This is a genomic window from Rossellomorea orangium (assembly GCF_019334305.1).
GTDB lineage: Bacteria > Bacillota > Bacilli > Bacillales > Bacillaceae_B > Rossellomorea.
In genome coordinates, this window is sequence record NZ_JAHWGH010000017.1 from 181,373 (window position 1) to 206,775 (window position 25,403).

Sequence of the window (25,403 nt, forward strand, 5' to 3'; positions counted from 1 at the left end):
GCAAGACTTCTTATATAAAAGTTTAAGCTCAACCGTACCACATTTAATCAAATAGATTCTATATCCCTAATTGACGAAACTCGCCATTTCACAAAGCGGCGAGTTCTACTTTTTTATATAACGTCAACTAGAAAAAGGACTTCAAACTGTATGTCACTATGCCCTCCTCTTTTTTTCCTTTCCCCAGGGCCAAATCCATTTGAAAGCTCCTTTTACAGCAGCTAAATTCCTCAGCTGTCTCTGCTTATTCACAAACCAGTCTGTCAAAATGATATCACTTGGAAGCGACTGATGATTGTACCAATCATCTTTGATTTCTGTGTTCATTGACCAATCATCCCGTTCCTTCCAATCATGGGAAATCACATTATAGGCTTGTTGTAGATTGGGTGTATCCGTCCCATGGACATACTGACAGAATGTCTCATAATCCGCCCTGGATCCAGTGTGCTCAACTCTTTCTGCAAACTCAAGGAAATCACGATGATAGTCAGGGTGAAATAAGATTTCGAATAGAAGGTTACCAAGCTTGATTCTATTCTCTACCTTACGAAAACCATGTACGCTTGCCCCATAAAGCTCTCCTTGTAAAGTAGGGAATAGGACGGAACTGAAATGCAAGTGATCTTCCATAAAGAAGAGAGCTGTACTGAACACCTTTCCCTTGTAGGGGTCTTGTTCGATGACCGGCCCCTGTATGAGGTGCTGCTCATTAATGATGAGGGACTGAACCAGTCGTTTCTCATCTCCCTCTTCCCAAAATCTGTTCCATTCCTCTTCCATAAACTTCGAAACATGAAAGTCCTCGGATAAGTGAAACATTTTCTTCTTATATATCGTCGAATAATGATAGAGAAGGAGTTGCGGAAAAGCATCCTGAAAAATACTCCAATTCGCCCTTTCATAAGTCCTAAAAAGGAGATTGCATGTATCATCACATAAAATCTTAGGGAAGGTATCCCCCTTTAGGTCAGTCATATTCCATCCTGCATTCCGTGATACCATAGAAGCGAGGAAAGACCACTTTACCTCAGGGTGCAGGTGAAAGAATGTTTGATAAGCATTCGTGCGCGTTATATTATCCTTATTGTATGTATTCACAAGATGAGTTACATCATCAATCCATTCATTTTTACGTTTATGTTCAGGTATATAGGGTAAAAAGCGATAAGTATTGCCGAATTTTTTCATCCTTTTATCCCCCTTTCTCCTCTAGTCCTAGAATGAGGAGATTTGTAAACAATTATTCACACAAAATGGAGTGGTTTCTGTTATGATATAGATTAGTCTGCGAGGTGAATTACCATGAAATTCCATTATCCGAATGGAAAGAAATATGTGGAAGCGACATTACCCTCAAAAAAAACTAAAGTAAAACCGAAACAAATATCTTATAGCAACAGAGGTATGACACTGGAAGAAGATATCAATGAAACGAACCAATATTATCTGACGTTTCAGAAAGCGGTCATTCATAAGAAACCGACCCCTGTCCAGATTGTCGATGTTCACTACCCATCAAGGAGTGCCGCGGTCATTAAGGAAGCGTATTTCAAGCAGCCTTCAACGACAGACTTCAACGGGGTCTACAAAGGCAGGTATATTGATTTTGAAGCGAAGGAAACGAAAAATAAGACATCCTTCCCTCTAAAAAATTTCCATGAGCACCAGATCCATCACATGGAGAACGTCCATAAGCAGGAAGGCATTACCTTCGTACTCATAAGGTTTTCATTATCAGAAGAAGTGTTCCTCCTCCCTTATGAAGCATTGCGGATTTATTGGGACCGCATGGCAGGTGGCGGAAGAAAATCAATCAAGCGGGAAGAAATGGAAGAGACTGGTTTCTCCATCCCGTTGGGGCTCCATCCAAGGGTCGATTATTTAAAAATAGTCCATCAGTTATATTTTTAGTTTAAGAAAAATGAGTTAATCTATATTTTATCTCATTATGAGTAGTATATTTTTAATCTTAGACAATACTAAAAACACAGAAGATTGAAAGTGAGGAAACAATATGGCTGGTCAATATAAGTCAAGGGAAGAAAAACGCCTGGCCCAACAGAAGTCAAAATCCACTAAGGGCAAGAAAAAAGGCTCTTTGGTTAAGCGCGTCATTATATCATTATTTATTATCGGGATCGTCGGGATGCTTGCAGGTGCAGGGCTATTCGCCTATTACGCATCAAGTGCCCCTAAGCTTGATGAAAAATTACTGAAAGATCCGATTGCATCTGAAATTTATGATATGAACGGAGACCTGATCACCTCTGTAGGGGAAGAAAACCGGGAGTATGCAAACTTCGAGGATATCCCTCAGGTGATGCAGGACGCGGTCATTGCAACAGAAGATAACCGTTTCTACAAGCATAATGGGCTTGATTTAATCCGTTTAGGCGGGGCCGTCATTGCCAATGTGACCGGTGGTTTTGGTTCCGAAGGTGCTTCGACCATAACACAGCAGGTCATCAAGGGATCTTTCCTGAGCCCGGAAAAGACCCTCAAGAGGAAAGCCCAGGAAGCGTGGCTTGCCCTAAAGCTCGAGCAGGAATATACCAAGGAAGAAATCTTTGAAATGTATTTCAACAAAGTTTACATGTCTGATGGCATTAACGGTATGGCAACAGCAGCCGATTATTACTATGGGAAAGACATCAAAGATATCAAACTGAATGAAGCGGCTTTAATTGCTGGACTTCCACAAAGTCCAAATAATTATAATCCATTCGATTTTCCTGAAAAGGCAGAAAAGAGACGTAATATTGTCCTTTCTTTAATGGCTCAGCACGGTAAAATCACAGAAAAACAAAAAGAAGAAGCACAAGCGATTCCCATCACGAAAGGATTGGTATCTGCAGAAGATTTAGAAAAGAAAAAGCAGGATAAGTATCCTGCTTTCGTGGATGCGGTCATTGATGAAGTGAAGAAAATGGGAGACTATAACCTATATTCTGATGGATTAAAAGTTTATACGACGGTCGACCCGAATGCCCAAAAACGTTTGGAAGAGATCCTTGCCGGTGAAAACACCAGCTTCAGCTACCCTGATGCTGCTGAAGAACCGATGCAGGCCGGGGTCACACTCCTTGATACGAAGACAGGGGAAATACGGGCGATCGGTGGAGGACGCGAGCAGGATCCAAATGTGAAGCGTGGATTCAATTTCGCCATCGACTCCAAGCGTCAGCCGGGATCAACCATCAAGCCTTTGCTTGATTATGCTCCTGCCATTGAACATTTACAGTGGTCCACGTATCATATTTTAAAAGACGAACCGTATGAATATTCAAACGGCACTGAAATCAATAACTATGATGGACGATTCAAAGGGCCGATCACCATCCGTGAAGGATTATGGGATTCCCGAAATATCACGGCACTGAAAGCGTTCCAGGCAGTTGGAGCTGAGAAAGCCGCAGACTTCGTCAACGGACTTGGACTGAAGTTTGATCATTATTATGAATCTGCATCAATCGGCGGTGTTTCACCTGGTGTGAACTCTGTTCAAATGGCCGGTGCCTATGCCGCTTTCGGTAACGAAGGGGTTTATAATAAGCCTCACACTGTAACGAAAGTCGTTCTGCGCGATGGTGAAACTGAAATCAAGAATGACAATAAGCCTAAGCCTGCCATGAAGGGATACACGGCCTACATGATTTCCGACATGCTGAAAAGCGTCATCGATCACCCGCAGGGAACTGGTAAATTTGCTAAAGTTCCTGGATTACCGATGGCAGGGAAATCAGGTACAACGAATTATTCTCAAAAAGAACGGGATAAATATGGTATTGCTAAAACCGATGCACCTGATTCATGGTTTGTAGGATACACGACCAATTATACGGCAGCCGTTTGGACAGGATACAAGACACAATCCATCCCGCTTTCACCGAGCGATCGTCATGTCGCACAATATATCGTCAGCGATCTGATGAGCTACGTGCACGATGGTGTCGATACACCTGATTTCAAAAAACCTGACAGCGTCGTTGAATCGAAGGTGGAAATCGGAAGCGACCCTGCAAGACTGCCAAGTGAATATACGCCGGATGACAGAATCATCACAGAGTTATTTGTCAAAGGCACGGAACCTTCCAAGGTTTCCAAAGAGTTCGATAAGATTGATGCACCTTCCAAACTGAAAGGCAAATTCAATAAAAAGGATAAGACCATCACCCTTTCATGGGATTACGGTAAAGAAAAAGACGTACAGTTCGAAGTTTCCGTATCCATCAATGGTGAAGGGAAACAAGTCCTGACCACTACAGATAAAAAAGGATTAAATGTCGAAAATATTCAATCCGAAGGTACCTTCAGCTTCGAAGTAGTAGCCATTTCTGGTGACCAACGAAGTAACCCCGCATCCGTGAACGTAGACGTAAAATCGGATGAAAAGGAAGAAGGAAATACGGAAGAAGATAATGAAGGAAACAATGATAACGATCAAGGTAATGGTAACGACCAGGGCAATGGCAATGGTCAAGGCAACGGTAACGGAGGCAATTCGGGTAACGATGGTGGAAATACCGGTGGAGATGATGGTACCACCACACCACCTGAAGGAGACGGAACCGGTGACGGTGGAACAGGCGGAGATACCGGCACCGGTGATGGCACCGGCGATGGTACCGGCGGCACAGGATCTGGTGAAGGTACTGGAACCGGCACCGGTGATGGTACTGGGACACCAGCCACTCAATAAGAGCCAGGAAGATAAGAATAAAAATAAGGCAACGGGAGAATTCTCCCGTTGCCTTATTTTTTTGCTGATTGATTTAACGCCAGGTACTTGGCATATTGTTTATGCTGTTCCTCAAAAAGCTGAACCAGCTGAATATATGAATGATAGAGTGCCGGATTACCCCTAATGAAAGTTAACCGTTCAACTACATTAACAGGCTTTAAAGAAAAGCGTTCAACTCTAGTCTCCCAATTGTTCAAATTCACCGGCTGTTTATTGCTCCAATATAAAAGTATATAAAACCGACCAATACTTCTTCTCATCAAATCCGAAATATCTCTAGACCGTCCTTTAAACAATGCCTTCATATGCTCCTCTTCTTTTTTCCATTCCTTGATCAAGTCATTTACCCATGCCCTTTGAACCATCCAGGGCATAGCATCCTCACTCCTGCCGTTATAATAAAGAATCTCAAATGCGAAAAGAGGATTACAAGGTTCGAATTGCGATTCATCGATCTTTAATGTATCGTCAACGGAAAAGAAAAAAGGATCGCTTAATTCTCTTGGGATGTTGAAGACAGTACCACTCATATGTCGCCCTTTTTCTTCAATCTTTTTTGACCTTCCCTGCACAGGTCCACCAATGGACAAACCTCGCACTGAGGAGATTGCGCCTTACAATGATACCGGCCGAAAAAGATTAAGCGATGATGAGTCTCGGACCATTCTTCCCGTGGAATTTTCTTCATCAGCGTTTTTTCTACCTCCAGGACGCTGTCTTTCCATCTGCAGATCCCAAGCCTTTTACTCACCCTTTCAACATGTGTATCAACGGCCAAAGCAGGGATTCCAAAGGCAACAGACACCACAACGTTCGCCGTCTTCCTTCCGACACCGGGAAGTTTCACTAGCTCTTCATGACTCTCCGGTACTTCTCCTCCATACTCTGTTAGGAGAATCTCACACAATTTTCGGATGTTTTTTGCTTTGTTTCGATACAGACCGATGGAGCGTATGTCTTGTTGAAGTTCTTCCAACGTGATATACAGATAGTCTTCCGGCCGTTTATATTTCTCAAATAAATGCCTGGTGACTTTATTGACAAGGACATCCGTGCACTGTGCCGAAAGAAGGACAGCAATGACCAGCTCGAATGGGTTGTCATGACGTAGTTCACAGTGAGCATCCGGGAACATTTCCCTCATTTCATCAAGGCATATCTGTATCTGTTTTTTATTTAACATGTTACCTACTACCTCCTGCAAAATGAATGATATGTATCAAATAAAAAGGGACTGACACAGACAGGTGCAGTCCCCTTTGATCATTTTATTGCTCAAGCCAATTGTAGAATGGAACAGATTTCCGTTTCGGGGAAGATGCAGACTCATTGGTAGCGGCCGGCTTCTGGTGGGATCTGAAGCGCTGGCTTTGACTTCGTGCATCTTCAATGGTTTTCACGCCATTCTTCTTCCATTCAAACAGAATCCGGTCAATATATCGGAAGTTCAACTTTCCTGATATGACCGCTTCCCTTAAAGCTGCTTTAATGATAATTGCATTATGATCATCCTGATCCAGCCACATGGCAAGTGTTTCGCATTCCAAGGGAGATAGAGGACGACCAAATTCCTGTTCGAATGTTGTATAGATGTCTGCCTCTTCTTCCATTGATTGCTGCATTTGTTTCATCTTTGAATCCTGTATGACGAATTCCGCCAACTTTTCCCATAGGGGATTCAGGGAGTACTTCTCAAATAGAATGCCATCTGCAGATGATCCTTCTTCAATTGATAAAAACTGCTGTTGAATGAGCTTTCGTAAAAGGGATGAACAAAATTCGCTGGAAATACTCATCGGCATGGAAAGTTCTTCAGGGGTCGGAAAATAGTTTCCCTTTTCCAAATGACCATAAATATGAAGAAGCAGTACAAACTCTGATTCATTTAATCCCAGTGTATGGTAATTTGATAATAATAATTGCGGAATGTTCAGTGTCCCCTCTTCTATCCAGGACACCATTAAACGTTTATAATCCATATTCAGTACACCTCATTCATTAGTATATCATGATTCAATATATGTGGACATGGTTACGGATTAGAAGAAAGATGGAAAAAACCAGATCATAATCAAAAGAACCGGCGAGGATTGCTTTAGCAATTCCGCCAGCTCTTTTGATTTTATTATGGATATAAACGGTTCAATAGACGCGGGAATGGGATGGTTTCCCTTACGTGTTCTACTCCGCTGATCCAGGCTACTGTTCTTTCGAGTCCAAGACCGAAGCCGGAATGAGGAACGGATCCATATTCTCTTAGCTCCAGGTACCACTTGTATGCGTCTGTAGCGAGCTCGTGCTCTTCAATGCGCTGCTTCATCAACTCTGCATCGTGGATACGCTCTGAACCACCAATGATCTCTCCATACCCTTCAGGAGCGATTAAGTCTGCACAAAGTACTACATCATCACGATCCGGATCAGGTTGCATATAGAAAGGCTTTAGAGAAGTCGGATAATGGGTGATGAATACCGGCTTGTCGTAACTTTCAGCGATGGCTGTCTCATGAGGGGCACCGAAGTCATCACCCCATTCGATATCATCAAAACCTTTTTCATGTAATAATTTCAGTGCATCGTCATATGTGATGCGAGGGAATGGGGCTTTGATCTGCTCCAGCTTAGATGTATCTCTTCCCAGACGATCTAATTCAAGCTTACAATTATCCAGTACTGATTGGACGATATATGACACATACTGTTCCTGAACTTCCAGGTTATCCTTGAAATCGTAGAATGCCATTTCAGGCTCGATCATCCAGAATTCGATCAGATGACGACGGGTCTTCGACTTCTCCGCCCTGAATGTAGGTCCGAATGAGAATACCTTCCCCAATGCCATAGCTGCAGCTTCCATATAAAGCTGACCACTTTGGGAAAGATACGCATCTTCCTCGAAATATTTCGTGGCAAATAATTCAGTCGTTCCTTCAGGAGCACTTCCAGTTAGGATTGGTGGATCCACCTTTACAAATCCTTCTTGATTGAAGAATTCGTATGTAGCGCGGATGATTTCATTACGCACTTTCATCACTGCATGCTGCTTGCGTGAACGAAGCCAAAGGTGGCGGTGGTCCATAAGGAATTCTGTTCCATGCTCCTTTGGTGTGATCGGATAATCAACAGCTTCATGGATGACTTCAACACTTTTCACCTGCAGCTCGTATCCGAACGGTGAACGGGAATCTTCAGAAACCGTTCCTGTTACATATAGTGATGTTTCTTGTGTTAATGATTTTGCTTTTTGAAAGATTTCTTCTTCCACTTCACTTTTGACGACGACACCTTGAATGAATCCTGTTCCGTCACGAAGCTGGAGAAAGGCAATTTTTCCACTGGAACGTTTGTTGGCGAGCCATGCACCGATGGTTACTTCTTCACCAACAAACTTACTTACTTGAGATATAGTAGTTTTCACGATTTTTTCCCTCCAAAAAAACTAAGACGCTTATGTATCGTTCTTTATTATACATTTACCGTTATCCCGTCGCAATAGATAGAGTAAAACGAGATGATTTTAAGGAAAATGCAGACCGGTATACGGTCTGCAAACCTGTACTTATTTACTTTTGCTGACAACAAAATCGTGCATGCGTTCGATTGCTTTCTCTAGGGCTGAAAGGCTTGTGGCATAAGACAGACGGATATTGTTTTCCGATCCGAAACCTGATCCGGGGATGACTGCTACCTTTGCCTCTTCCAAAAGGGCTTTAGAGAATTCATCCACATTGCTATAGCCTGTTTTCTTTGCGGCTTCCGATACATTCGGGAAAAGATAGAAAGCACCTTGAGGCTTCAAGCAATGAAATCCAGGAATATTGTTCAGCTTATCAAACACAATGTTCAGTCGCTCTTCAAAAGAGTTCCTCATATCCTCTACCGGCTTCTGATCCCCTAAATAGGCAGCGACAGCTCCAAATTGTGAGATTGTAGTAGGATTTGATGTAGAATGGCTGGCAAGATTGGTCATGGCCTTGATGACCCCTTCGTTACCTGCCGCATAGCCGATTCTCCACCCCGTCATGGAATGGGATTTAGATACTCCGTTAATCACGATGGTTTGTTCTTTTAGTTCCGGGGACAATTCAGCAATGGAAGTATGTGTGTTTCCACCATAAACCAGCTTTTCATAAATTTCATCCGACACGATCATAATGCCCGCTTCTAAGCAAACATTCCCGATATCCTTAAGTTCCTCACGGGAATATAGCATACCTGTAGGGTTACTTGGTGTGTTGAGGATGACGGCCTTTGTTTTTGATGTGATTGATTTTTTCAGCTGTTGTGGAGTGATTTTGTAGGCATTTTCTTCTTTCCCTTCCACAATCACCGGGACCCCTCCGGCAAGCTTCACTTGTTCAGGGTAGCTGACCCAATAGGGAGTAGGGATGATGACTTCATCTCCATCGTTTAACAGGACTTGAAACAATGTATAAAGGGCATGCTTCGCGCCACTGGTCACAATAATTTCAGATGATTGATAAGTCAGCTTTTGATCTGTTTCGAATTTATGGATGATGGCTTCCTTCAATTTTGCCATTCCGCCTGATGGAGTATATTTGGTATGACCTTCCGTCATGGACTCATATGCAGCCTGAATGATATGTTCAGGTGTATTAAAGTCTGGTTCACCCGCACCCAAACCGATGACATCGATTCCCTGTGCCTTCATCTCTTTCGCTTTAGCCGTGATTGCTAATGTCGTTGATGGTGTTAATGCACTGACTCTTTCAGCTAATGTGAATTTCATTGACGTTTTCCCCCTGATCATAAATTTTCAATTTTCCTCCACCACTCTCCGGTAGAAAACAGCAGATAATAATAGTTTAGATTCTCTTGTTGATCTAAGTAGGTCATTTCCCATACGGGCCCGACCGATTCGTATCCTAAGCGGACTGATAATAATTCTTTCGGTTTCTTTTCATCTTTTAGTTTATTGATCGCCTGATCTTTTGTAATGCCATCAGCCCATTTTTTCTCAATTATATCCCCTTTCTTTTTAGGGACCCATGCAACCAGCTTTTCATTTTTGTTATTTTCACCGGTTACGACCACATAGGATTTAGAGCCATTATAGAAGCTTGTGTTCTCTACTTTAACAATAGCTGTTTCGTCTTTGACCCGTTTTAAGGCCATATCTGCCTCTTGATCGAGTGGATTTCGGGATATTTGATATATCAGGACTGAAGAAGCTACTCCAATGACGATGAATGATATTACTACAATGGTTATCACTTTTTTCATTACAATCACTCTTTATGTACGATAAATTGTTAAAACTGCTTGATTTTGATCTTCCGGATCTAAAGCTAAACCAAACATATAATCATCTTTTTTTAACGTTCTATTTAGTGTATCAACCACTTTATATAAGTTATCCGTATATTCAATACGAACGGTGGAAAGAATTTCAATGCGACTTTCCATGTTGCTCCTCCTTTTATCTCCAGCCTTACTTACAAGTAAAGAAAACTCTACACATATTATAACAACATAAGGGGCCACCATGGTAGGGGTTATCACAAAAATCGATCGGGATTTCGAATGCAGAAGGCTGAACTGTCAGCCTCCTTGCATTTACCCTTCATCCTTGAACACGCCATCTTCCTGATCAAATGTGAGGACCTCATAATTTCTTTTGTTAAATTTCACTGCAATCAATCCATGTTGACCCGTTAAGTAGAGATCAATCCACGCTTCGTTGATCGCCTCAAGCATATCACCATTAAGAAGTCTTTCTTTCGAGCGATAAAGAATGGCGGTTTGTGGATCAACATGCTCCAGAAGACGGTGAGACATGCCTTCTGATTTAGAATGGACCGGTATTTTAACGATGTTGACATTTTTCAGGGGTTTCATTAGCAGCACCCCTTCAGAATGAGGAGATTGTGAGCTCAGCCAGAGAAAACGATGGTGAAAAAAGCTGATGGAAAAGTCCAGCCCTTCTCTTTTCTCATTTCCGTCATGAACTGCCCTCATGGCTAATTCATCAGAAAAAGTGTAGGTGTCGTCCTCTTGAATGGTATGAACGATCGGTGAAAATTGTTGAGGAATATACGATTCAAGGGATTTCCCTGCCACAATTTCTTTTATCCTGAACCTTTTCACCAATTCACCAATCATTCTTTCATCCACTTCACTTTTCTCAGTGATGATTATGCCCTTAATGTTGTCTATATGAATTTGATTAAAGTAATAATAAAGTTGATTGCGTTCCTGAAAACTCCCCGTATTGATCATATAATGATCCCCTGAAGGCAAATGTAGTACTGCGACCTCCCCTTTTTGAACAGGGAGGAAACTAATCGCATACTCTTCATGTGACACATGTAAATTCACCTTGGGGACTTTCACTCCATAAGCATTGGAATTGATCAGGAGAAAAGACAGCATTACTGATATAATCACTCTCATTCACAGTCCTCCAGTTTCACATCTACTCTTTAGGTTGTGTTAAAGAAGAGATTTTATCACTGAAGTTTAAATGGATTCAGAGCCAATCATCGATCAAAGACACCAAGTCAACCAAGTCTCCTTCTTTGACTTCCATCGAAGGAATCGATTGTAGAAAAGCTTTTCCATATCTTGTTGTCATCACTCTACGGTCGTATACAATCACGATACCACGATCACTGCTCCTTCTTATCAACCTTCCCACCCCTTGTTTAAAGCGTATAATGGCTTCAGGTAAAGAGTGAGCGGAAAAGGGATTCTTCCCTTGTGCTTTGAGGATGTCCGATTTGGCCTGATTGACAGGATCATCCGGCGGGGAAAACGGAAGTCTCACCATGGCAAGACAGGATAAGTCCTCTCCTGGAATGTCCACCCCTTCCCAGAAACTGCTCGTCCCAAATAAAATCGCCTTTTCGAAGCGTTGGAAGTTTTTCGTCAGGCGGGTACGGCTACCTGAAGTGATCCCCTGGGCCATCAACACATATTCTTCTAATAAGCCACTTTCTTTCATGAGCTCATACGTTTTCCTTAACATATCGTAAGAAGTGAATAAAATGAGCATTCGACCCTTAGTCGCTTGTGCGACCCCTATTAGATGGGAACTAATGGCTTCAATGTATTCTTCGTTTTGAACCTGTTGGATTTCAGGTACATCCGTTGGAATGAAAAGCCTGGAAACCTCATTATAATCAAAAGGAGAGGTAAGCTGAAGCTGTTTTACACCCTTATCGATAAGACCTATCTCATTCAAGAAATAATTGAAAGATCCACTGACGGTCAGGGTAGCAGATGTCAGCACCACACTTTTCTTTTTGACGAAAATCTCACTCTGGAGATCCTGGTCGACGGTAATCGGCTGCGATTGAATAGAAAGACTGTTTGGCAACGATCTTGTGTCCCCATCCAGCCAGAGAACGTGGTTGTTCAGTTTATTCAAGAACACCGTTTGAAAATTCGTTCTCAATTCTGTCCAATCCACTAAAAAGCTGAAGAATTCTTCAATCAAGGCTTTTTCTTTATCAAGGAGTTTGATTTTCTTTTCCTTGATGGTATCCAACGCCTGTTGGAACTCTCTTTCTACGTACTTCATTCCTGAAATCACACGTTCCATCGACATGACGACCGGCTGCCAATAACTGCTCTTTTTCATTTCATCGGTAATGCGCAGCTGGATTTTTTGTATCCCCGTTCTCTTTTTTGCCTTCTTATAGAATACACTTGTCAATACAGAAATGGCTTCTTCCAAGTCCATATAAAACTGTCCAATTTTCGCATCCAGTTCAAAGGCATGTGTACCCAAATCCACCGAGTGACTGGTGAGAAGCTGATCCAGACGGTAAAACAATTGCTTGTGGTCCAGTGTCCCTAATTGGGAAGTGTTAAACTTAATGGAGAGATAATCCATGATAATCCCCAGATGTTGTCTTGCTGACTTTTCCAAATGATGAGCTTCATCAATCACTAAATACTCATATGCAGGCAGCATACTGCTCTCCCTCACCATATCCGTCAGAAGCATAGAATGATTCGTGATGATGATATCCGCTTCCTGTGCGTTCTTTCGCGCTGAAAGATAGAAATCCTTCCCGACCCATGGATCTTTCGTATGAGCCAGGTGCCATCCATCATGTTTTAGACGATTCCAGAACAACTGCCCTCCTGAAGTGAGGTTCAGTTCATCCATGTCGCCGGACTCAGTCCGTGTCAGCCATACCAGAATCTGCATCTTTGTCAGGACCACATCGTACTGTGACTCATCTTCCCTGAGGGATTGCTCGAATTTGAACAGGTTGATGTAATGATTCTTCCCCTTCAAGAGAACGGTCCTGAATGGAATTGGGCTGATTTTCTCCAATAACTTAATTTCTTTATGAAGTAATTGCTCTTGTAATTGAATCGTATATGTACTGATGACCACTTTTTCCTTGTTACTCTTGGCAAACATGACGGCGGGCCATAAGTAACCAAGTGATTTCCCAACCCCGGTGCCAGCTTCGATGACTATATGCTTCGAATCATGAAATGCACGGGTGATTTCATGAATCATTTCCATTTGCTGCTCTCTTTTTTCGTAGAAAGGTACATGTTGTGCCAGATGTTCCTCTATATCGGGTTCATGAAAATGACGAGCTTCATCGGATGTCACAAAATGGCTTTTCTTTCGCAGGGCCAGGCCACGATAAACCTCTAATTCATCAGAAAGATCCTCTATATGTTTTTGTTTCTCTATCACAATGCTGTCAAACAACAAATCAAGGTCACTCTTCAAGTGTTTCGATAGCTTGCAAAGCTTTTCAAGGGTGACCAATGGGAGCTTTGAAAGTTCTTCGATAAAATATAGAAGAATTTCAGCTGTCACAAAAGCATCACTGTCAGCCTGGTGAGGTCTTACATGACTTAGCTCCAATGAATTGGAAAGCTCCGTCAGTTTAAAGCTGTCCGCGGATGGCAAAGCCACCTTTGCTAATTCCACAGTATCAAAGGCAGGTCCCGTAAATGGATTGTATCCCGCTTCTTCCAATTCTGCCTGAAGAAAGGAAAGATCAAATTGAACGTTATGGGCCACAAAGACACCATGATCCAAAAGCTCAAGAATTTTAGGTGCTATTTCATGAAAGGCTGGTGCACCCTTCACCATTTCATCGTTGATCCCCGTTAATTCTTCAATAAACACAGGAATGGGTTTTCCAGGTGATACAAATGACGTGAATTGATCTATGATCTTACCGCCTTCAATAATGACCGCTGATAGTTGAATGATTTTTTCTCCCTTTTTTGGAGAATTTCCTGTTGTTTCCAAGTCGATGACTACCAATTTATATGGGTACATGTTATTCACTGCCTTTATTTAGATCCTACTCTTATGATTTTCTAAATAAGTGTACCATAAACAAAAAAGCAAGTCTCCTATTCCAAAATTAGAAGACTTGCCCATCTCTTATAATATTGTCGCTTCAGGTTCTGTTCCGATCATATCAATCACGCGGTTATTTTCTCCCATGATGGCCACTTTCGGGATATGGTCATGTACCATTTCCTCAGCTATCAGTTTATACGAAATGATGATCACGATATCACCTTTTTGAACGAGTCTTGCAGCTGCTCCGTTCAAACAGATGACGCCGCTTCCTCTTTCCCCTGGTATGATATAGGTCTCCAGGCGGGCACCGTTATTGTTGTTGACGATCTGAACCTTTTCGTTAGCCATCATTCCGACAGCATCCAAGATATCCTGATCGATGGTAATGCTCCCCACGTAATCAAGATTGGCTTCCGTTACAGTCGCTCTATGAATTTTTCCACTCATCATCGTTCTAAACATTTAAATCCTCCTCCGAATCTACACTGATGATTATATTATCTATTAACCTTGCCTGTTGGAATTGGACGGCCAAAGCTATGATGATGTCACCTTCCAGTCGCTCCAGTTCTTCAAGCTCCGGGTAGGAATACACTTCCACATAATCGATGGTCCCTGAAGTACGACCTTGAATATCATCTGAAATTTTCTTTGTAATGACAGATGGGTTCCGCTCTCCATCTTCAATACTCTTTCTTGCTGCTTTCAAACTTCGATAGAGAAAAGGGGCTTCTACTCTTTCTTTAGGAGATAAATAGACATTTCTAGAGCTCTTGGCAAGCCCATCCTCTTCCCGAACGGTAGGGACCCTTACGATTTCCACGGGAAAGAAATATTCACTTACCAGTCCTTCTACGACCGCAACTTGCTGGGCATCCTTCTGGCCGAAGTAAGCTCTGGTAGGCTGCACGAGATGAAATAATTTTGTCAGGACGGTAACCACCCCATCAAAATGACCTTCCCGCTTCCGACCGCACAGTACATCAACACGCTCTTTCACGCTCATTGTCACTGACTGTTTTCCCCTGTAAACGTCAGCCGCTTCTGGAATGAAGAGGATATCGACTCCAGCCTTCCTTGCTAACTCTGTGTCTCTGTCAACATCCCGGGGGTAGCGGTCAAAATCTTCGTTCGGTCCAAACTGAAGTGGATTCACAAAGATACTCATCACGACGATTTCATTGTTGACCCTGGCTTCTTTTGCCAGAGTCAAGTGCCCCTCATGGAGAAACCCCATGGTAGGGACGAATCCTATCGTTGTTCCAGTATTCTTTAAATGATCTATATGCAGTCTCAAATCACCAATAGATGTTATGACGTTCATTTTTTCAACCCGCCATACAGGGAATCAAGTTCTTCATCCCGCATGGAAAAGGAATGTCCATCAGTCGGGAAGCTCTTACCCTTCACTTCTTCTATATAACTTGTTAAGCTGTTATGAATGACTTCAGAGGCATTTCCATATTGTTTGACAAACTTGGGCACACGGTTTACCCCATAAGTGACAAGGTCATGAAAGACCAGCACTTGACCATCTGTTTCAACTCCGGCACCGATTCCGATCGTCGGTATCGTTAACGCTTCCGATATCTCCTGTGCGATTTGCTTCGGTACACATTCGAGCACGAGGGCAAAAGCACCCGCCTGTTCACATTTTATGCTGTCGTCAATCAATTTCCGTGCCGTGTCTGCCGTTTTCCCTTGTACTTTATATCCTCCAAGAACGCCTACAGATTGTGGAGTCAATCCTAGATGAGCCACCACGGGAATTCCCGCACCGGTCAGGTCTTGAATACGATCGATAACATGGGCTCCCCCTTCGACCTTAACGGCATGTGCTCCTCCCCGCTGGAGAATCTCTGCAGCCGATTTCAGGGTTTCTTCTCTCGTTAAGTGGTACGTCATAAACGGCATATCCGTTACGATGAAGGTGTTTGTTGCCCCTCTTCTTACAGCTTTGGTGTGATGAATCATATCATCGATCGTCACGAGTACTGTAGACTCATAACCTAAAACGACCATCCCCAGGCTGTCTCCGACCAAAATGATATCGATTCCCGCTTCTTCTGCTAATTTGGCACTTGGATAATCATACGCGGTGACCATGGAAATCTTCTCTTTTTCATTCTTCATCTTAAGAAAATCTGTAGTTTGTTTCATATTATCCTCCTTCTTTTCAGTCAGAGGTGACGAAACGTTCATGAAAGCACTTTCATTATAAACATAAAAAAACCTCCTGTTAAAATGACAGAAGGATCATAAGTGTTTGACATCATGGTTTCGACCCTCTGTCCCAGTCCATAATGGATCAAGGCAGAAATAGTATTCTAAACATGCTTCATTTTACAGGTGCAGTTCTTACGATACTGCCCAATGAGATTATATCATAAAACAGCGGGATGGAAGTACAGGTTTTGTCTCCATCCCGCTGTAAATTATATATTTACTTCAATATCGGCAGAGTATATCTGATGGATGGTTCCATCAGCATCCTCGATCTTAAGGACTCCATCCTCCGTAATTCCTAGCGCCTTGCCCTCAATGGTTCCATTAATGGTTCTTGCCCGGATTTTCTTCCCAATACTGATGGCATAGCTCTCCCATAAAAGCTTGATGGGGGTGAACCCTTCTTTCATATATAGAGAGTACAAAGACTCTAAACGTTCGAGAAGCCTTTGAACCAGTTCAGATCTTGATAGGCTTTTTCCCTGTTCGATGGAAAGAGACGTTGCTATTCTTTGAATCTCATCAGGGAAGTGTTCCTTTGTCTGATTGACATTCATTCCGATACCGATAATGATCGAATTGATTTTATCCGATTCGGCTTGGAGCTCCGTCAGGATACCTGTTACTTTCCTTCCATCTATGAGTATATCATTCGGCCATTTGATTTGAGGATGAAGGTCCGTTACTTCCTCGATTGCCTGGACAACAGCCACGGCTGCGATTAGTGTGAATTGAGGTGCCTTTTGAGGCGGGAGGAGAGGCTTTAATATCAGGCTCATCCAAATACCAGTTCCTTTTGACGAGTGCCACTCCCTCATCAATCTGCCTCTTCCTGCTGTCTGTTCATCCGCAATAACCAAAGTTCCTTCTTCGGCCCCATCACTTGCAAGGGTATGTGCGATCCGCTGAGTACTAGGGACAGATTCTTCATAATGGATGACGGTCCCTAACGTACGAGTCTTTAGACCAAGACGGATTTTACTTTCTGTGACACCGTCGGGGGTTTCAATGATGCGATATCCTTTTTTTCTTACAGCTTCCAGAACAAAGCCTTCTTTACGAAGCTCTTCAATATGTTTCCAAATCGCTGTTCTTGAACAGCCTGCAAAATCCGCAAGAGCCTGCCCTGATAAAAATTCCTGATCTGACTCAAATAGGGCTTGAAGGACTTTTTTCCTTATAGTCGACTGCATGTTTCGAGCCACCTCCTTATCTCTTCTTTATCATTGGGTACTGTTTCATTGACAATATTCCTTTCAATTTCAGATAATCGTTCTTTGATCCAGGGACCTCCCTGTTTTGCCGACCATGCCATCAGATCATGACCGGTTACGTTGAGCTGCTGCCTGGATGTGATCACAAGCTGATTGAATTGCTTCTTTAATTCTTCTGATGAAACACTCCCTGAAGGGTCCAAACACCCATATACTGCTTCCACATTAAGCGCGGCATCAAGCCCTGCACGATACAGTAAATGCTTTGTCCATCCGGTTGTCTTTCTCTCCTTTAGGATGGCTAATTCTTTAGAACGGGAATGGATCGTTTTAGTAGGAAGTCTCCAAGTTTTCAAAAAACCTTGAAGATCTTCATTTCCCATATAATAGAGTAAAAGTAACCATGCCTGATGTTGGTCTAATCTATCCAATTGGTGAAGTTCGGTTAACTTCAGAAGCTCAGCATGAAAGTTGCTTATACCGGGGAGCTCCCTATAAAGGTTCGTGTGGACTAGAAGTTTCAATCCTTCTTCCTTCCACTTACCTCCCAGGATCTTTTCAAACTCCGCCGTCTTTCTTTCCACTGCTATATGTTCCAGTAGACCGGAGTGCTCGCAAAGGGCATCTAATGTTGAGTGCTCGACTGTGAACCCTAATTGACTGACGAACCGGACTGCCCTCATCATACGCAAGGCATCCTCAGAAAATCTCGATGCGGGTGAGCCCACGGTCCGAATCAACTTATTATGTATATCTTCTTTTCCATTAAAAGGATCTACCACTTGACCAACCCCATCCATGGCCATACTATTCATGGTAAAATCCCGACGCTTTAAATCACCTTCAAGTGAACGGATGAATTCCACTTTGTCCGGCCTTCTATAATCAGTATAGGAAGATTCGGTTCTAAACGTGGTGATTTCATACTCCCTGCCTTCTTCCATGACGAGGACCGTTCCATGATCAATCCCGATGTCAAACGTCTTTTGGAAAATCCTCTTCACTTCATCAGGATAGGCAGAAGTGGCTATATCTACATCGTTTATTGTCCTGCCCAGGAAATAATCCCTCACAGAGCCTCCAACAAAGTAGGCTTCGAAGTCTGCCTCTTCTAGTTTTCTGAGAACGGGTACCGCTTGTTGAAATATGCTTGGTAACATTTATAACACCTGCTTTATTGTCATCGTATTAATGACGGAGACTGGTCTGCTCATAAAAGATCTCTGTATATTCTTTCATACTGTTCAACAATTTTGCTGGAGTGGAATTTCGTCCTGGCCGTATGAAGAGCATTTATTGATAATGTATTATGGAGTTGATCATCTTTCAGCAATTGAAGTGATCTCGCTGCTACCTGTTTGACGTTGCCGATTTCACAGATAAATCCATTGTACCCATCCTCGATGACTTCAGGAATTCCACCTACATTTGTACCAATACTCGGAACACCGCAAGCCATCGCCTCGAGTGCAACAAGGCCGAAACTCTCTTTTTCTGACAGTAAAAGCTTGATATCACTGATTGAGTAGAGTTCTTCCAGATTGTCTTGCTTTCCAAGGAAGAGGACCCGATCCTCTAATCCAAGTTCTCTTACCTGTTTGCATATGAGCGTCATTTCAGGTCCGTCCCCTACAAGGAGAAGCTTGGCAGGGATTTCCTCTTGGATCAAGTGGAAAGAGGCGACCACATCGGTCACCCTTTTTACACCACGGAAGTTCGAGACATGGATGATGACTTTTTCATGATCTTTGATTCCATATTCGCTTCTAAGATGACGCGAATCTACTTCTTTGTAGACCCTCTCATCAATAAAATTATAAACCGTTTGTATTTCTTTATCAGGTTGAATCAAATCGTTGGTTTGTTTCACAAGGGCTGAAGAAACCGCCGTCACGACATCCGACTTCTCAATGCCAAAACGAATGGCACCGGTCAAAGACGGATCATACCCAAGTACCGTGATATCGGTACCGTGCAAAGTGGTGACGATTTTGACATCCTTCCCTGACATTTGTTTCCCTAATATAGCACATACCGCATGGGGGATGGCATAATGCACATGCAGGATGTCCAGGTTTTCACGTACCGTGATCTCTGCCATCTTATTCGCCAGTGCTAAATCATAAGGGGGATATTGAAAGACTGAATACTGGCTTACTTCTACTTGATGAAAATAAATGTTGTGATACATCTTGTTCAATCTGAATGGGATGCTCGAGGTAATAAAATGTATTTCATGGCCTTTCTCAGCCAGTAATTTACCGAGTTCCGTTGCGACGACACCGGAACCACCTACTGTAGGATAGCAGGTTATTCCTATTTTCAACTTCTTCATACAATTAATCTCCTAACAAATCTTGATGCAGGATGAGCGTGTTATAAGAAAAGAATCCTTCAGCATAGCGAATTCCCGCTTCTTTTCCCATCATTCTCTCCCTCGCTTCGACCGCTTCGATGTATCCATCTGTCAAAGGAGTGGATACTCCGTCGGCCCCTTTAGTGAACTGGCTGCCATATGCTTCCAGACTGGAAATCTTCGCTTGCACATATGGTTCAATATCAACCACAAATTGAGGTTTGTGAAAACCGTTGATCATGTAAAAATACAGGTGGCCCGCCTTGTGAGCAGGGATGCCAGGTTGAAACTTCCGGATTCCCGCAGAGAAAAATGCTTCTTTCACAAGTCGTGAAGCATTCCCGTGATCAGGATGCCGGTCTTGATCATATGGAGCAAAGATTGCTTTCGGTTGATACGTTCTGATTACGTCTACGACTTTCCCGATGTTTTCTTCTGTTATGTATATTCCCCTGTCCGGTATATCCAGTGTCACTCTTTCATATGCCCCGAGGATGTCAGCCGCTTTCAAAGCTTCGCCTTCCCTCAGGGATACCGAACCATTCGAAGATAGCTCTGCCTTTGTCAGATCGCAAATCACAATCTTCTTTCCTTCAGAAGCATATTTCGCAAGCGTCCCCCCCATGCCGATTTCTACATCATCAGCATGAGCCCCGAACGCCAGGATGTCTATTTGTTCACTCACATTATTCCTCCTTATCCCTTACGACACTCCGCCACTCTATATCTCCTTTTTCGAGACCTCTAACCAGGACTTCAGCCGTACCCATATTGGTGGCAAGAGGAACGGCATATACATCGCACAACCTGATCAACGCCGACACATCCGGTTCATGGGGCTGAGCTGTCAGGGGATCCCGAAAGAATAGGATGAGATCCATTTTATTATTGGCGATATATGAACCTATCTCCTGGTCTCCACCAAGTGGACCCGAACGAAACCGATGAATGGGTAACCCTGTTTCTTCCCCGATCCTTTTTCCAGTAGTACCAGTGGCAAAAAGGGAATGTTTTTCTATGATTGACTTGTATGCCAGTACAAATCGAATGAGATCATCTTTTTTCTTATCATGAGCAATTAGCGCAATATTCATAACACTCACCCTTTAGTCTAAAATATTTTCAAGGCCATACACCAATGTATCGAGTTTCATGACCGTCTCTACAGACACCTTCACACCCGACATAAAACTTCCGCGGTTGAAGGAATCATGCCGGATTGTCAGAGTCTGTCCCTCTGCACCTAACATCACCTGTTGGTGGGCTATGAGTCCTGGAAGCCGAATACTGTGGATATGCATGCCATCTATATCCGCCCCCCTGGCACCGGGATGCGTCTCCTTCTCATCAGGATGGCCCTGATTCTTGGTTTCCCTCACTTCTTTGATCATCTCAGCCGTTTTCAAAGCAGTACCCGATGGGGCATCAAGTTTCTGATCATGATGTAGTTCGATAATTTCGACATCATTGAAGTATTTTGCAGCCATCTGGGAGAACTTCATCATGAGTACGGCACCAATGGCAAAGTTGGGGGCAATGATACATCCCAGTGATTTTGATTCTGACAGTTCTTTCAGTTCTTCCAATTCTTCTGCAGAAAAACCTGTTGTGCCCACAACGGGTCTCACGCCATATTCCAGTGCCGTTTTTGTATGATGATATCCTACTTCCGGTGTCGTTAAGTCAATTAATACATGGGGAACTTGATCTTTGAAGCATGTTTCAATATCTCTAAACACCGGTACATCCAGATCCACTTCCATTTTGTGATCAATCACACTGATGAGTGTAAAGTGTTCAGTGTCCTTCACCAGTTGAACAGCTTCCTTCCCCATTCTCCCTCTTGGTCCTGCAATCGTGACATTAATTTGATCCATCTTCATCCCCACCTTCAATTCTTGTCCAACGATCTTTATCTCTTGTATTGAACTTGTGCATCACTCGATTGTGCGCATCTTCAAGGCTGATATCCAATGAATTGGCCAAGCAGATCACCACAAATAATAGATCCCCGAGCTCTTCTTCTATCGTACTTTCTTCTTCGGAGCTTTTTTTTGGTTTTTCTCCATGATAATGGTTCACTTCCCTCGCTAATTCACCAAGTTCCTCAGAGAGTCGTGCTACCATGGCCAATGGACTAAAATACCCTTCTTTAAATTGACTTATGTATTGATCTACTTCTGTTTGTAATTGATTCATCGATTTATCTTTTTCCATAAGAAGCTTCACTCCTTCATTATCTCCTATCATGTTAGCTAAATCCTTCCCTTTTGACAAATATTACGTTTGATTTCGAAAGTCTTCGTTGCCAGTTTGTTTTTCTTCTTATATAATGTCTCTGTCAACGAGATAATACTATTAAAAGGAGGGAATCACGGATGTTGGGACTGCGCGTTAAAAATATTCTGTTCATCTTATTGGGTTCCGCTATATTCGCTTTTGGTCTTGTACATTTTAATATTCAAAATAAACTGGCAGAAGGTGGATTTACGGGAATAACGCTTATTCTTTATTTCTTATTCGATATTGATCCTTCGTACTCCAACCTTGCCTTAAATATACCCCTATTCTTCCTGGGATGGAAGCTGCTCGGAAAGAAAGCCTTCTATTACACAGTAATTGGAACGGTAGCATTGTCAGTGTTCCTATGGATTTTCCAGCGATATCAAATGACCATCGACCTGGAAGGCGATTTGTTTCTCGCTGCCTTGTTTGCTGGGGTATTCATCGGAATTGGCCTTGGCATTATATTCAGATATGGTGGTACGACAGGCGGGGTCGACATTATTGCGAGACTCGCACACAAATACATAGGATGGAGCATGGGGAAAACGATGTTCATGTTTGATGCCGTTGTCATCGGTGTCTCTCTTATTACGTATTTGGAATACAGAGAAGCGATGTATACACTCGTTGCTGTATTCGTTGCGGCAAGGGTCATAGACTTCATGCAGGAGGGGGCATATTCCGCAAGGGGCGCTATGATCATTTCCGAAAGCCACGAAGAAATCGCCAGTGTCATAAATGAGAAAATGGATCGTGGAGTAACCGTTTTACGCGGCCATGGATCATTTACGAAGCAAGATCGTGAAGTACTTTACTGCGTGGTGGGAAAAAATGAAATTGTAAGGCTAAAGAATATCATTACAAGCGTCGACCCCCACGCATTTGTGTCAGTCACCGTTGTACATGACGTACTCGGGGAAGGGTTCACGCTTGACTCCGACAAAAACCCCATCCTTGACTAGACAGGGGTCTCCGATACAAAAAAGCAGCCGAACTCAGAAAGAGTACGGCTGCTTTTTTAACTTAATCGTCACCATTCATTCCTGTGAAGATTAATACAAGTCTCAACAATTCAATGATGGCAACGGCCGCCGCAGCTACATACGTCATGGCTGCTGCGTTCAAAACTTTTCTGGCATGGCGCTCCTCTTCGTTACGGATCAATCCAAGTGAAACGATTTGATTCATCGCCCGGGAAGAAGCATTAAACTCTACTGGAAGAGTGATCAACTGGAACACAACCCCTGCAGCCATCAGGATGATACCGAGAAGGAACATTCCGGATAATTGTGTGAAAATACCAATCATCAAAAAGATCCAGGACATATTAGACCCAATATTTGCAACCGGTACGAGAGCATGACGGAAGCGAAGGAATGCATAGCTCTCTGCATCCTGAATCGCGTGACCCACTTCATGGGCTGCAACAGCAGCTCCCGCTACAGAATGACCGTGATAGTTATCAGGTGATAACGCAACCGTTTTTGTCATTGGGTTATAGTGATCACTCAGAAAACCTCGGCCTTCTACTACTTTCACATTGTGCAATCCGTTTTCATCTAGAATTCTTCTCGCCATTTCCCTTCCTGTCATACCGGAAGTGGTAGCTACTCTCGAATATTTCTTAAACGTACTCTTTACACGCATCTGAGCCCCAATCGGAATAAGAGCAATCAGTAAAAAGTAAATTAAAAATCCTGCCATTATCGCATTAACCTCCAGATGTATAGATTACCTAAATTTTATAGCGACATAAGCAAGCTGTCAATTTTTTTGCCGTTCTGACTTTTTCACTTCACTCTGCCCCTTATATTTTCTCCAACCTACATAAGATAATGTAGAAACAATGATACTTCCTGTGGAAATGATGACCCACCATAGTGAAGGATCCGCTTCATCCTCTGTCATATTCTCAAACAGCTTTTGAAGATCGGTTTCCAGAGCTGTCAGTTCACTCATTGTTTCCTGCCCTTCCAATACATCCTGACGATAGTGGTCCAAATAAGAAATTCTTGCATCCAACACTTGAGCCCGCTCAACCGGGATGTCTAATTTGATACTTGGCTGAATGATGTTATATTTGGATAAAAATACATTCAAAGTCATTTGATAGTCCTCGGCGTTTCCCTTTTCGGCAGCAAGCTTCACCCCGTTGAAAGCTTCCATGATCGGGTCCTCCATTTCAACCCACAACGGCTGATGCTGACTGTTTAAAGCATCCATCACCAGTCGAAACTTTGTAACGGCGTTCACCTTCTGTTCCTGGTCAAGTGACGTTTGATTGATACTTTCCACCGCTAGATTATGTGAGATGGTGAGAATTCTAAGCTCATCCATCGAAAAGGACCGCTCGGCACTCATAGATGCAAATTCATCTGAAAAATACACCAATAGATGTTTTGCTTCTTCATATCTGCCGGCCTTTGTCATCTGTAAGGCCTGATCTGAAATATCATCGAGCTCGTTCATCGGAGACGTTGACTCTTCCGCAATTAATGGTTGAGGCACTAAAATGAGAAATAAGAAAGCTGTGATAAAAAATTGGATGAATTTCATACTTGTCCCCCCTAAAACTACTAATAAAGTTTATGAAAAGAAGGACAAGAGTAGACCACTAAATCAAGACAACTTATAGTGGATATGTAATCGATTCGTTTTTTGGGTGAAATAATATGCGATTGCAACAGACATGATACTTAGCCAAAATGTAAAGTACCCAATATTCTGAATATACATATACAGTTTGGAGTATACAGGAAACTGCATGTATACGTAGTCGATGATATCATTATGCACTGTCCATACGGCACCTACGACAATATGCCATAGTTTTACTCTGTAAAAGGAAGAGTACAGGATACCTTGCACGGCCATAGCGCCATGTGATGCCATCAGCATATATCCTTGCCACGGCAAGTCCCCTGAAACCCAGAGGGTCAACAAATTCATGACCACTGCCCATACTCCATATTTGAACAGAGTGATGATCGCGAGAACTTCAAAAATCGGCCAATTTCTATTCATTAAAAATGCAATCAAGACAAAGCAAAAAAACAAACTTGCTGTCGGACTATCAGGTACGAATAGTAAAAATTGGGGAGGCGTATTTCGCAGTTGAGAAGTATACCAAATGTATCCATAAATGGTGCCGAGTATATTAACAATGAGCAACAGCCATAAAAACAGTCTATTTCTTAAAATCGTCATGATCCAGAGCATGAATGGCACCCCACTTTCAAGTTAAAAAAAAGGGCCAACATAAGC

Annotated in this window: 26 protein-coding genes; 3 read left to right on the top strand and 23 right to left on the bottom strand. The window is 42.7% G+C overall.

Going from position 1 to position 25,403, the window contains the following annotated elements; all coding sequences use genetic code 11:
• Positions 1 to 156: 156 nt before the first annotated feature.
• Positions 157 to 1,191 carry a DUF2515 family protein gene (locus KYJ26_RS15625; protein WP_219168308.1) on the bottom strand — a complete coding sequence of 345 codons (1,035 nt, stop codon included), beginning with the start codon at positions 1,189 to 1,191 and terminating at the stop codon, positions 157 to 159.
• A 114-nt stretch (positions 1,192 to 1,305) separates the two neighbouring features.
• Here KYJ26_RS15625 and recU point away from each other — a divergent pair, with 114 nt between their 5' ends.
• Both recU and KYJ26_RS15635 read left to right on the top strand, forming a co-directional pair.
• Positions 1,306 to 1,914 carry a Holliday junction resolvase RecU gene (recU, locus tag KYJ26_RS15630; protein WP_219168309.1) on the top strand — a complete coding sequence of 203 codons (609 nt, stop codon included), beginning with the start codon at positions 1,306 to 1,308 and terminating at the stop codon, positions 1,912 to 1,914.
• A 103-nt stretch (positions 1,915 to 2,017) separates the two neighbouring features.
• A complete protein-coding gene (locus KYJ26_RS15635; protein ID WP_219168310.1) occupies positions 2,018 to 4,702 on the top strand; it encodes a transglycosylase domain-containing protein in 2,685 nt (894 codons plus the stop codon).
• A 53-nt stretch (positions 4,703 to 4,755) separates the two neighbouring features.
• Here the strand turns inward: KYJ26_RS15635 and KYJ26_RS15640 are convergent, their stop codons facing one another.
• The 19 genes from KYJ26_RS15640 to KYJ26_RS15730 all read right to left on the bottom strand — a co-directional run bounded on the left by KYJ26_RS15640 (position 4,756) and on the right by KYJ26_RS15730 (position 22,070).
• Positions 4,756 to 5,274, bottom strand: coding sequence for a YpoC family protein (locus KYJ26_RS15640; RefSeq protein ID WP_219168311.1), 519 nt, complete (start codon positions 5,272 to 5,274; stop codon positions 4,756 to 4,758).
• Positions 5,271 to 5,927 (bottom strand): endonuclease III, encoded by a 657-nt coding sequence (nth, locus tag KYJ26_RS15645; protein WP_219168312.1) that lies wholly within the window; start codon positions 5,925 to 5,927, stop codon positions 5,271 to 5,273. The genes KYJ26_RS15640 and nth overlap by 4 nt, the downstream gene beginning before the upstream one ends.
• A gap of 85 nt (positions 5,928 to 6,012) precedes the next feature.
• Positions 6,013 to 6,723, bottom strand: a complete 711-nt coding sequence (locus KYJ26_RS15650) for a DnaD domain-containing protein (RefSeq protein WP_219168313.1) — start codon at positions 6,721 to 6,723, stop codon at positions 6,013 to 6,015.
• Positions 6,724 to 6,869: 146 nt separating this feature from the next.
• Complete coding sequence (gene asnS / locus KYJ26_RS15655) at positions 6,870 to 8,162, bottom strand: asparagine--tRNA ligase (RefSeq protein WP_219168314.1); 1,293 nt, start codon at positions 8,160 to 8,162, stop codon at positions 6,870 to 6,872.
• A 141-nt stretch (positions 8,163 to 8,303) separates the two neighbouring features.
• A complete protein-coding gene (locus KYJ26_RS15660) occupies positions 8,304 to 9,494 on the bottom strand; it encodes a pyridoxal phosphate-dependent aminotransferase (RefSeq protein ID WP_219168315.1) in 1,191 nt (396 codons plus the stop codon).
• Between the two features lie 17 nt (positions 9,495 to 9,511).
• Positions 9,512 to 9,988 carry a cell wall elongation regulator TseB-like domain-containing protein gene (locus KYJ26_RS15665; protein ID WP_219168316.1) on the bottom strand — a complete coding sequence of 159 codons (477 nt, stop codon included), beginning with the start codon at positions 9,986 to 9,988 and terminating at the stop codon, positions 9,512 to 9,514.
• A 12-nt stretch (positions 9,989 to 10,000) separates the two neighbouring features.
• Complete coding sequence (locus KYJ26_RS15670; protein WP_082051082.1) at positions 10,001 to 10,171, bottom strand: YpmA family protein; 171 nt, start codon at positions 10,169 to 10,171, stop codon at positions 10,001 to 10,003.
• A gap of 150 nt (positions 10,172 to 10,321) precedes the next feature.
• Positions 10,322 to 11,158 carry a hypothetical protein gene (locus KYJ26_RS15675; RefSeq protein WP_219168317.1) on the bottom strand — a complete coding sequence of 279 codons (837 nt, stop codon included), beginning with the start codon at positions 11,156 to 11,158 and terminating at the stop codon, positions 10,322 to 10,324.
• 76 nt (positions 11,159 to 11,234) lie between these two features.
• The gene (gene dinG / locus KYJ26_RS15680) at positions 11,235 to 14,027 is read right to left on the bottom strand and encodes an ATP-dependent DNA helicase DinG (protein WP_219168318.1); all 2,793 of its coding nucleotides are present in this window, start codon (positions 14,025 to 14,027) and stop codon (positions 11,235 to 11,237) included.
• A 108-nt stretch (positions 14,028 to 14,135) separates the two neighbouring features.
• Entirely contained in the window at positions 14,136 to 14,519 is a 384-nt protein-coding gene (panD, locus tag KYJ26_RS15685) for an aspartate 1-decarboxylase (protein WP_219168319.1), read from the bottom strand.
• Positions 14,512 to 15,381 (bottom strand): pantoate--beta-alanine ligase, encoded by an 870-nt coding sequence (gene panC / locus KYJ26_RS15690; protein WP_219168320.1) that lies wholly within the window; start codon positions 15,379 to 15,381, stop codon positions 14,512 to 14,514. Before panC ends, panD begins: the two co-directional genes overlap by 8 nt.
• On the bottom strand, positions 15,378 to 16,217 hold the full coding sequence (gene panB / locus KYJ26_RS15695) for a 3-methyl-2-oxobutanoate hydroxymethyltransferase (protein ID WP_219168321.1): 840 nt from the start codon (positions 16,215 to 16,217) through the stop codon (positions 15,378 to 15,380). Before panB ends, panC begins: the two co-directional genes overlap by 4 nt.
• A 275-nt stretch (positions 16,218 to 16,492) precedes the next feature.
• A complete protein-coding gene (locus tag KYJ26_RS15700) occupies positions 16,493 to 17,476 on the bottom strand; it encodes a biotin--[acetyl-CoA-carboxylase] ligase (protein WP_219168322.1) in 984 nt (327 codons plus the stop codon).
• Positions 17,461 to 18,657, bottom strand: a complete 1,197-nt coding sequence (locus KYJ26_RS15705; RefSeq protein WP_219168323.1) for a CCA tRNA nucleotidyltransferase — start codon at positions 18,655 to 18,657, stop codon at positions 17,461 to 17,463. Before KYJ26_RS15705 ends, KYJ26_RS15700 begins: the two co-directional genes overlap by 16 nt.
• Positions 18,658 to 18,707: 50 nt before the next feature.
• Positions 18,708 to 19,832 carry an N-acetyl-alpha-D-glucosaminyl L-malate synthase BshA gene (gene bshA / locus KYJ26_RS15710; protein ID WP_219168324.1) on the bottom strand — a complete coding sequence of 375 codons (1,125 nt, stop codon included), beginning with the start codon at positions 19,830 to 19,832 and terminating at the stop codon, positions 18,708 to 18,710.
• A 4-nt stretch (positions 19,833 to 19,836) separates the two neighbouring features.
• Complete coding sequence (gene bshB1, locus KYJ26_RS15715; protein WP_219168325.1) at positions 19,837 to 20,538, bottom strand: bacillithiol biosynthesis deacetylase BshB1; 702 nt, start codon at positions 20,536 to 20,538, stop codon at positions 19,837 to 19,839.
• A gap of 1 nt (position 20,539) precedes the next feature.
• Positions 20,540 to 20,947 (bottom strand): methylglyoxal synthase, encoded by a 408-nt coding sequence (gene mgsA, locus KYJ26_RS15720; protein WP_219168326.1) that lies wholly within the window; start codon positions 20,945 to 20,947, stop codon positions 20,540 to 20,542.
• A 12-nt stretch (positions 20,948 to 20,959) separates the two neighbouring features.
• Positions 20,960 to 21,730, bottom strand: coding sequence for a 4-hydroxy-tetrahydrodipicolinate reductase (gene dapB, locus KYJ26_RS15725; protein ID WP_219168327.1), 771 nt, complete (start codon positions 21,728 to 21,730; stop codon positions 20,960 to 20,962).
• On the bottom strand, positions 21,717 to 22,070 hold the full coding sequence (locus KYJ26_RS15730) for a nucleotide pyrophosphohydrolase (protein ID WP_219168614.1): 354 nt from the start codon (positions 22,068 to 22,070) through the stop codon (positions 21,717 to 21,719). The genes dapB and KYJ26_RS15730 overlap by 14 nt, the downstream gene beginning before the upstream one ends.
• A gap of 161 nt (positions 22,071 to 22,231) precedes the next feature.
• Here KYJ26_RS15730 and KYJ26_RS15735 point away from each other — a divergent pair, with 161 nt between their 5' ends.
• Complete coding sequence (locus KYJ26_RS15735; protein WP_219168328.1) at positions 22,232 to 23,101, top strand: YitT family protein; 870 nt, start codon at positions 22,232 to 22,234, stop codon at positions 23,099 to 23,101.
• A 61-nt stretch (positions 23,102 to 23,162) separates the two neighbouring features.
• Here the strand turns inward: KYJ26_RS15735 and KYJ26_RS15740 are convergent, their stop codons facing one another.
• From KYJ26_RS15740 to lhaT, 3 genes are all read right to left on the bottom strand, one after another.
• Entirely contained in the window at positions 23,163 to 23,843 is a 681-nt protein-coding gene (locus tag KYJ26_RS15740) for a zinc metallopeptidase (protein ID WP_034758397.1), read from the bottom strand.
• A gap of 60 nt (positions 23,844 to 23,903) precedes the next feature.
• Positions 23,904 to 24,695 (bottom strand): sporulation protein YpjB, encoded by a 792-nt coding sequence (ypjB, locus tag KYJ26_RS15745; protein ID WP_219168329.1) that lies wholly within the window; start codon positions 24,693 to 24,695, stop codon positions 23,904 to 23,906.
• A gap of 63 nt (positions 24,696 to 24,758) precedes the next feature.
• A complete protein-coding gene (gene lhaT, locus KYJ26_RS15750) occupies positions 24,759 to 25,358 on the bottom strand; it encodes a lipoprotein heptaprenylglyceryl N-acetyltransferase LhaT (protein WP_219168330.1) in 600 nt (199 codons plus the stop codon).
• Positions 25,359 to 25,403: the final 45 nt, after the last annotated feature.

Bases quoted from the DNA above. Each gene is read 5' to 3' on its own strand.
- KYJ26_RS15625 (WP_219168308.1), bottom strand. From the start codon at position 1,191: ATGAAAAAATTCGGCAATACTTATCGCTTTTTACCCTATATACCTGAA.
- recU (WP_219168309.1), top strand. From the start codon at position 1,306: ATGAAATTCCATTATCCGAATGGAAAGAAATATGTGGAAGCGACATTA.
- KYJ26_RS15635 (WP_219168310.1), top strand. From the start codon at position 2,018: ATGGCTGGTCAATATAAGTCAAGGGAAGAAAAACGCCTGGCCCAACAG.
- KYJ26_RS15640 (WP_219168311.1), bottom strand. From the start codon at position 5,274: ATGAGTGGTACTGTCTTCAACATCCCAAGAGAATTAAGCGATCCTTTT.
- nth (WP_219168312.1), bottom strand. From the start codon at position 5,927: ATGTTAAATAAAAAACAGATACAGATATGCCTTGATGAAATGAGGGAA.
- KYJ26_RS15650 (WP_219168313.1), bottom strand. From the start codon at position 6,723: ATGGATTATAAACGTTTAATGGTGTCCTGGATAGAAGAGGGGACACTG.
- KYJ26_RS15660 (WP_219168315.1), bottom strand. From the start codon at position 9,494: ATGAAATTCACATTAGCTGAAAGAGTCAGTGCATTAACACCATCAACG.
- KYJ26_RS15665 (WP_219168316.1), bottom strand. From the start codon at position 9,988: ATGAAAAAAGTGATAACCATTGTAGTAATATCATTCATCGTCATTGGA.
- KYJ26_RS15670 (WP_082051082.1), bottom strand. From the start codon at position 10,171: ATGGAAAGTCGCATTGAAATTCTTTCCACCGTTCGTATTGAATATACG.
- KYJ26_RS15675 (WP_219168317.1), bottom strand. From the start codon at position 11,158: ATGAGAGTGATTATATCAGTAATGCTGTCTTTTCTCCTGATCAATTCC.
- dinG (WP_219168318.1), bottom strand. From the start codon at position 14,027: ATGTACCCATATAAATTGGTAGTCATCGACTTGGAAACAACAGGAAAT.
- panD (WP_219168319.1), bottom strand. From the start codon at position 14,519: ATGTTTAGAACGATGATGAGTGGAAAAATTCATAGAGCGACTGTAACG.
- panC (WP_219168320.1), bottom strand. From the start codon at position 15,381: ATGAACGTCATAACATCTATTGGTGATTTGAGACTGCATATAGATCAT.
- panB (WP_219168321.1), bottom strand. From the start codon at position 16,217: ATGAAACAAACTACAGATTTTCTTAAGATGAAGAATGAAAAAGAGAAG.
- KYJ26_RS15700 (WP_219168322.1), bottom strand. From the start codon at position 17,476: ATGCAGTCGACTATAAGGAAAAAAGTCCTTCAAGCCCTATTTGAGTCA.
- KYJ26_RS15705 (WP_219168323.1), bottom strand. From the start codon at position 18,657: ATGTTACCAAGCATATTTCAACAAGCGGTACCCGTTCTCAGAAAACTA.
- bshA (WP_219168324.1), bottom strand. From the start codon at position 19,832: ATGAAGAAGTTGAAAATAGGAATAACCTGCTATCCTACAGTAGGTGGT.
- mgsA (WP_219168326.1), bottom strand. From the start codon at position 20,947: ATGAATATTGCGCTAATTGCTCATGATAAGAAAAAAGATGATCTCATT.
- dapB (WP_219168327.1), bottom strand. From the start codon at position 21,730: ATGGATCAAATTAATGTCACGATTGCAGGACCAAGAGGGAGAATGGGG.
- KYJ26_RS15730 (WP_219168614.1), bottom strand. From the start codon at position 22,070: ATGGAAAAAGATAAATCGATGAATCAATTACAAACAGAAGTAGATCAA.
- KYJ26_RS15735 (WP_219168328.1), top strand. From the start codon at position 22,232: ATGTTGGGACTGCGCGTTAAAAATATTCTGTTCATCTTATTGGGTTCC.
- KYJ26_RS15740 (WP_034758397.1), bottom strand. From the start codon at position 23,843: ATGGCAGGATTTTTAATTTACTTTTTACTGATTGCTCTTATTCCGATT.
- ypjB (WP_219168329.1), bottom strand. From the start codon at position 24,695: ATGAAATTCATCCAATTTTTTATCACAGCTTTCTTATTTCTCATTTTA.
- lhaT (WP_219168330.1), bottom strand. From the start codon at position 25,358: ATGCTCTGGATCATGACGATTTTAAGAAATAGACTGTTTTTATGGCTG.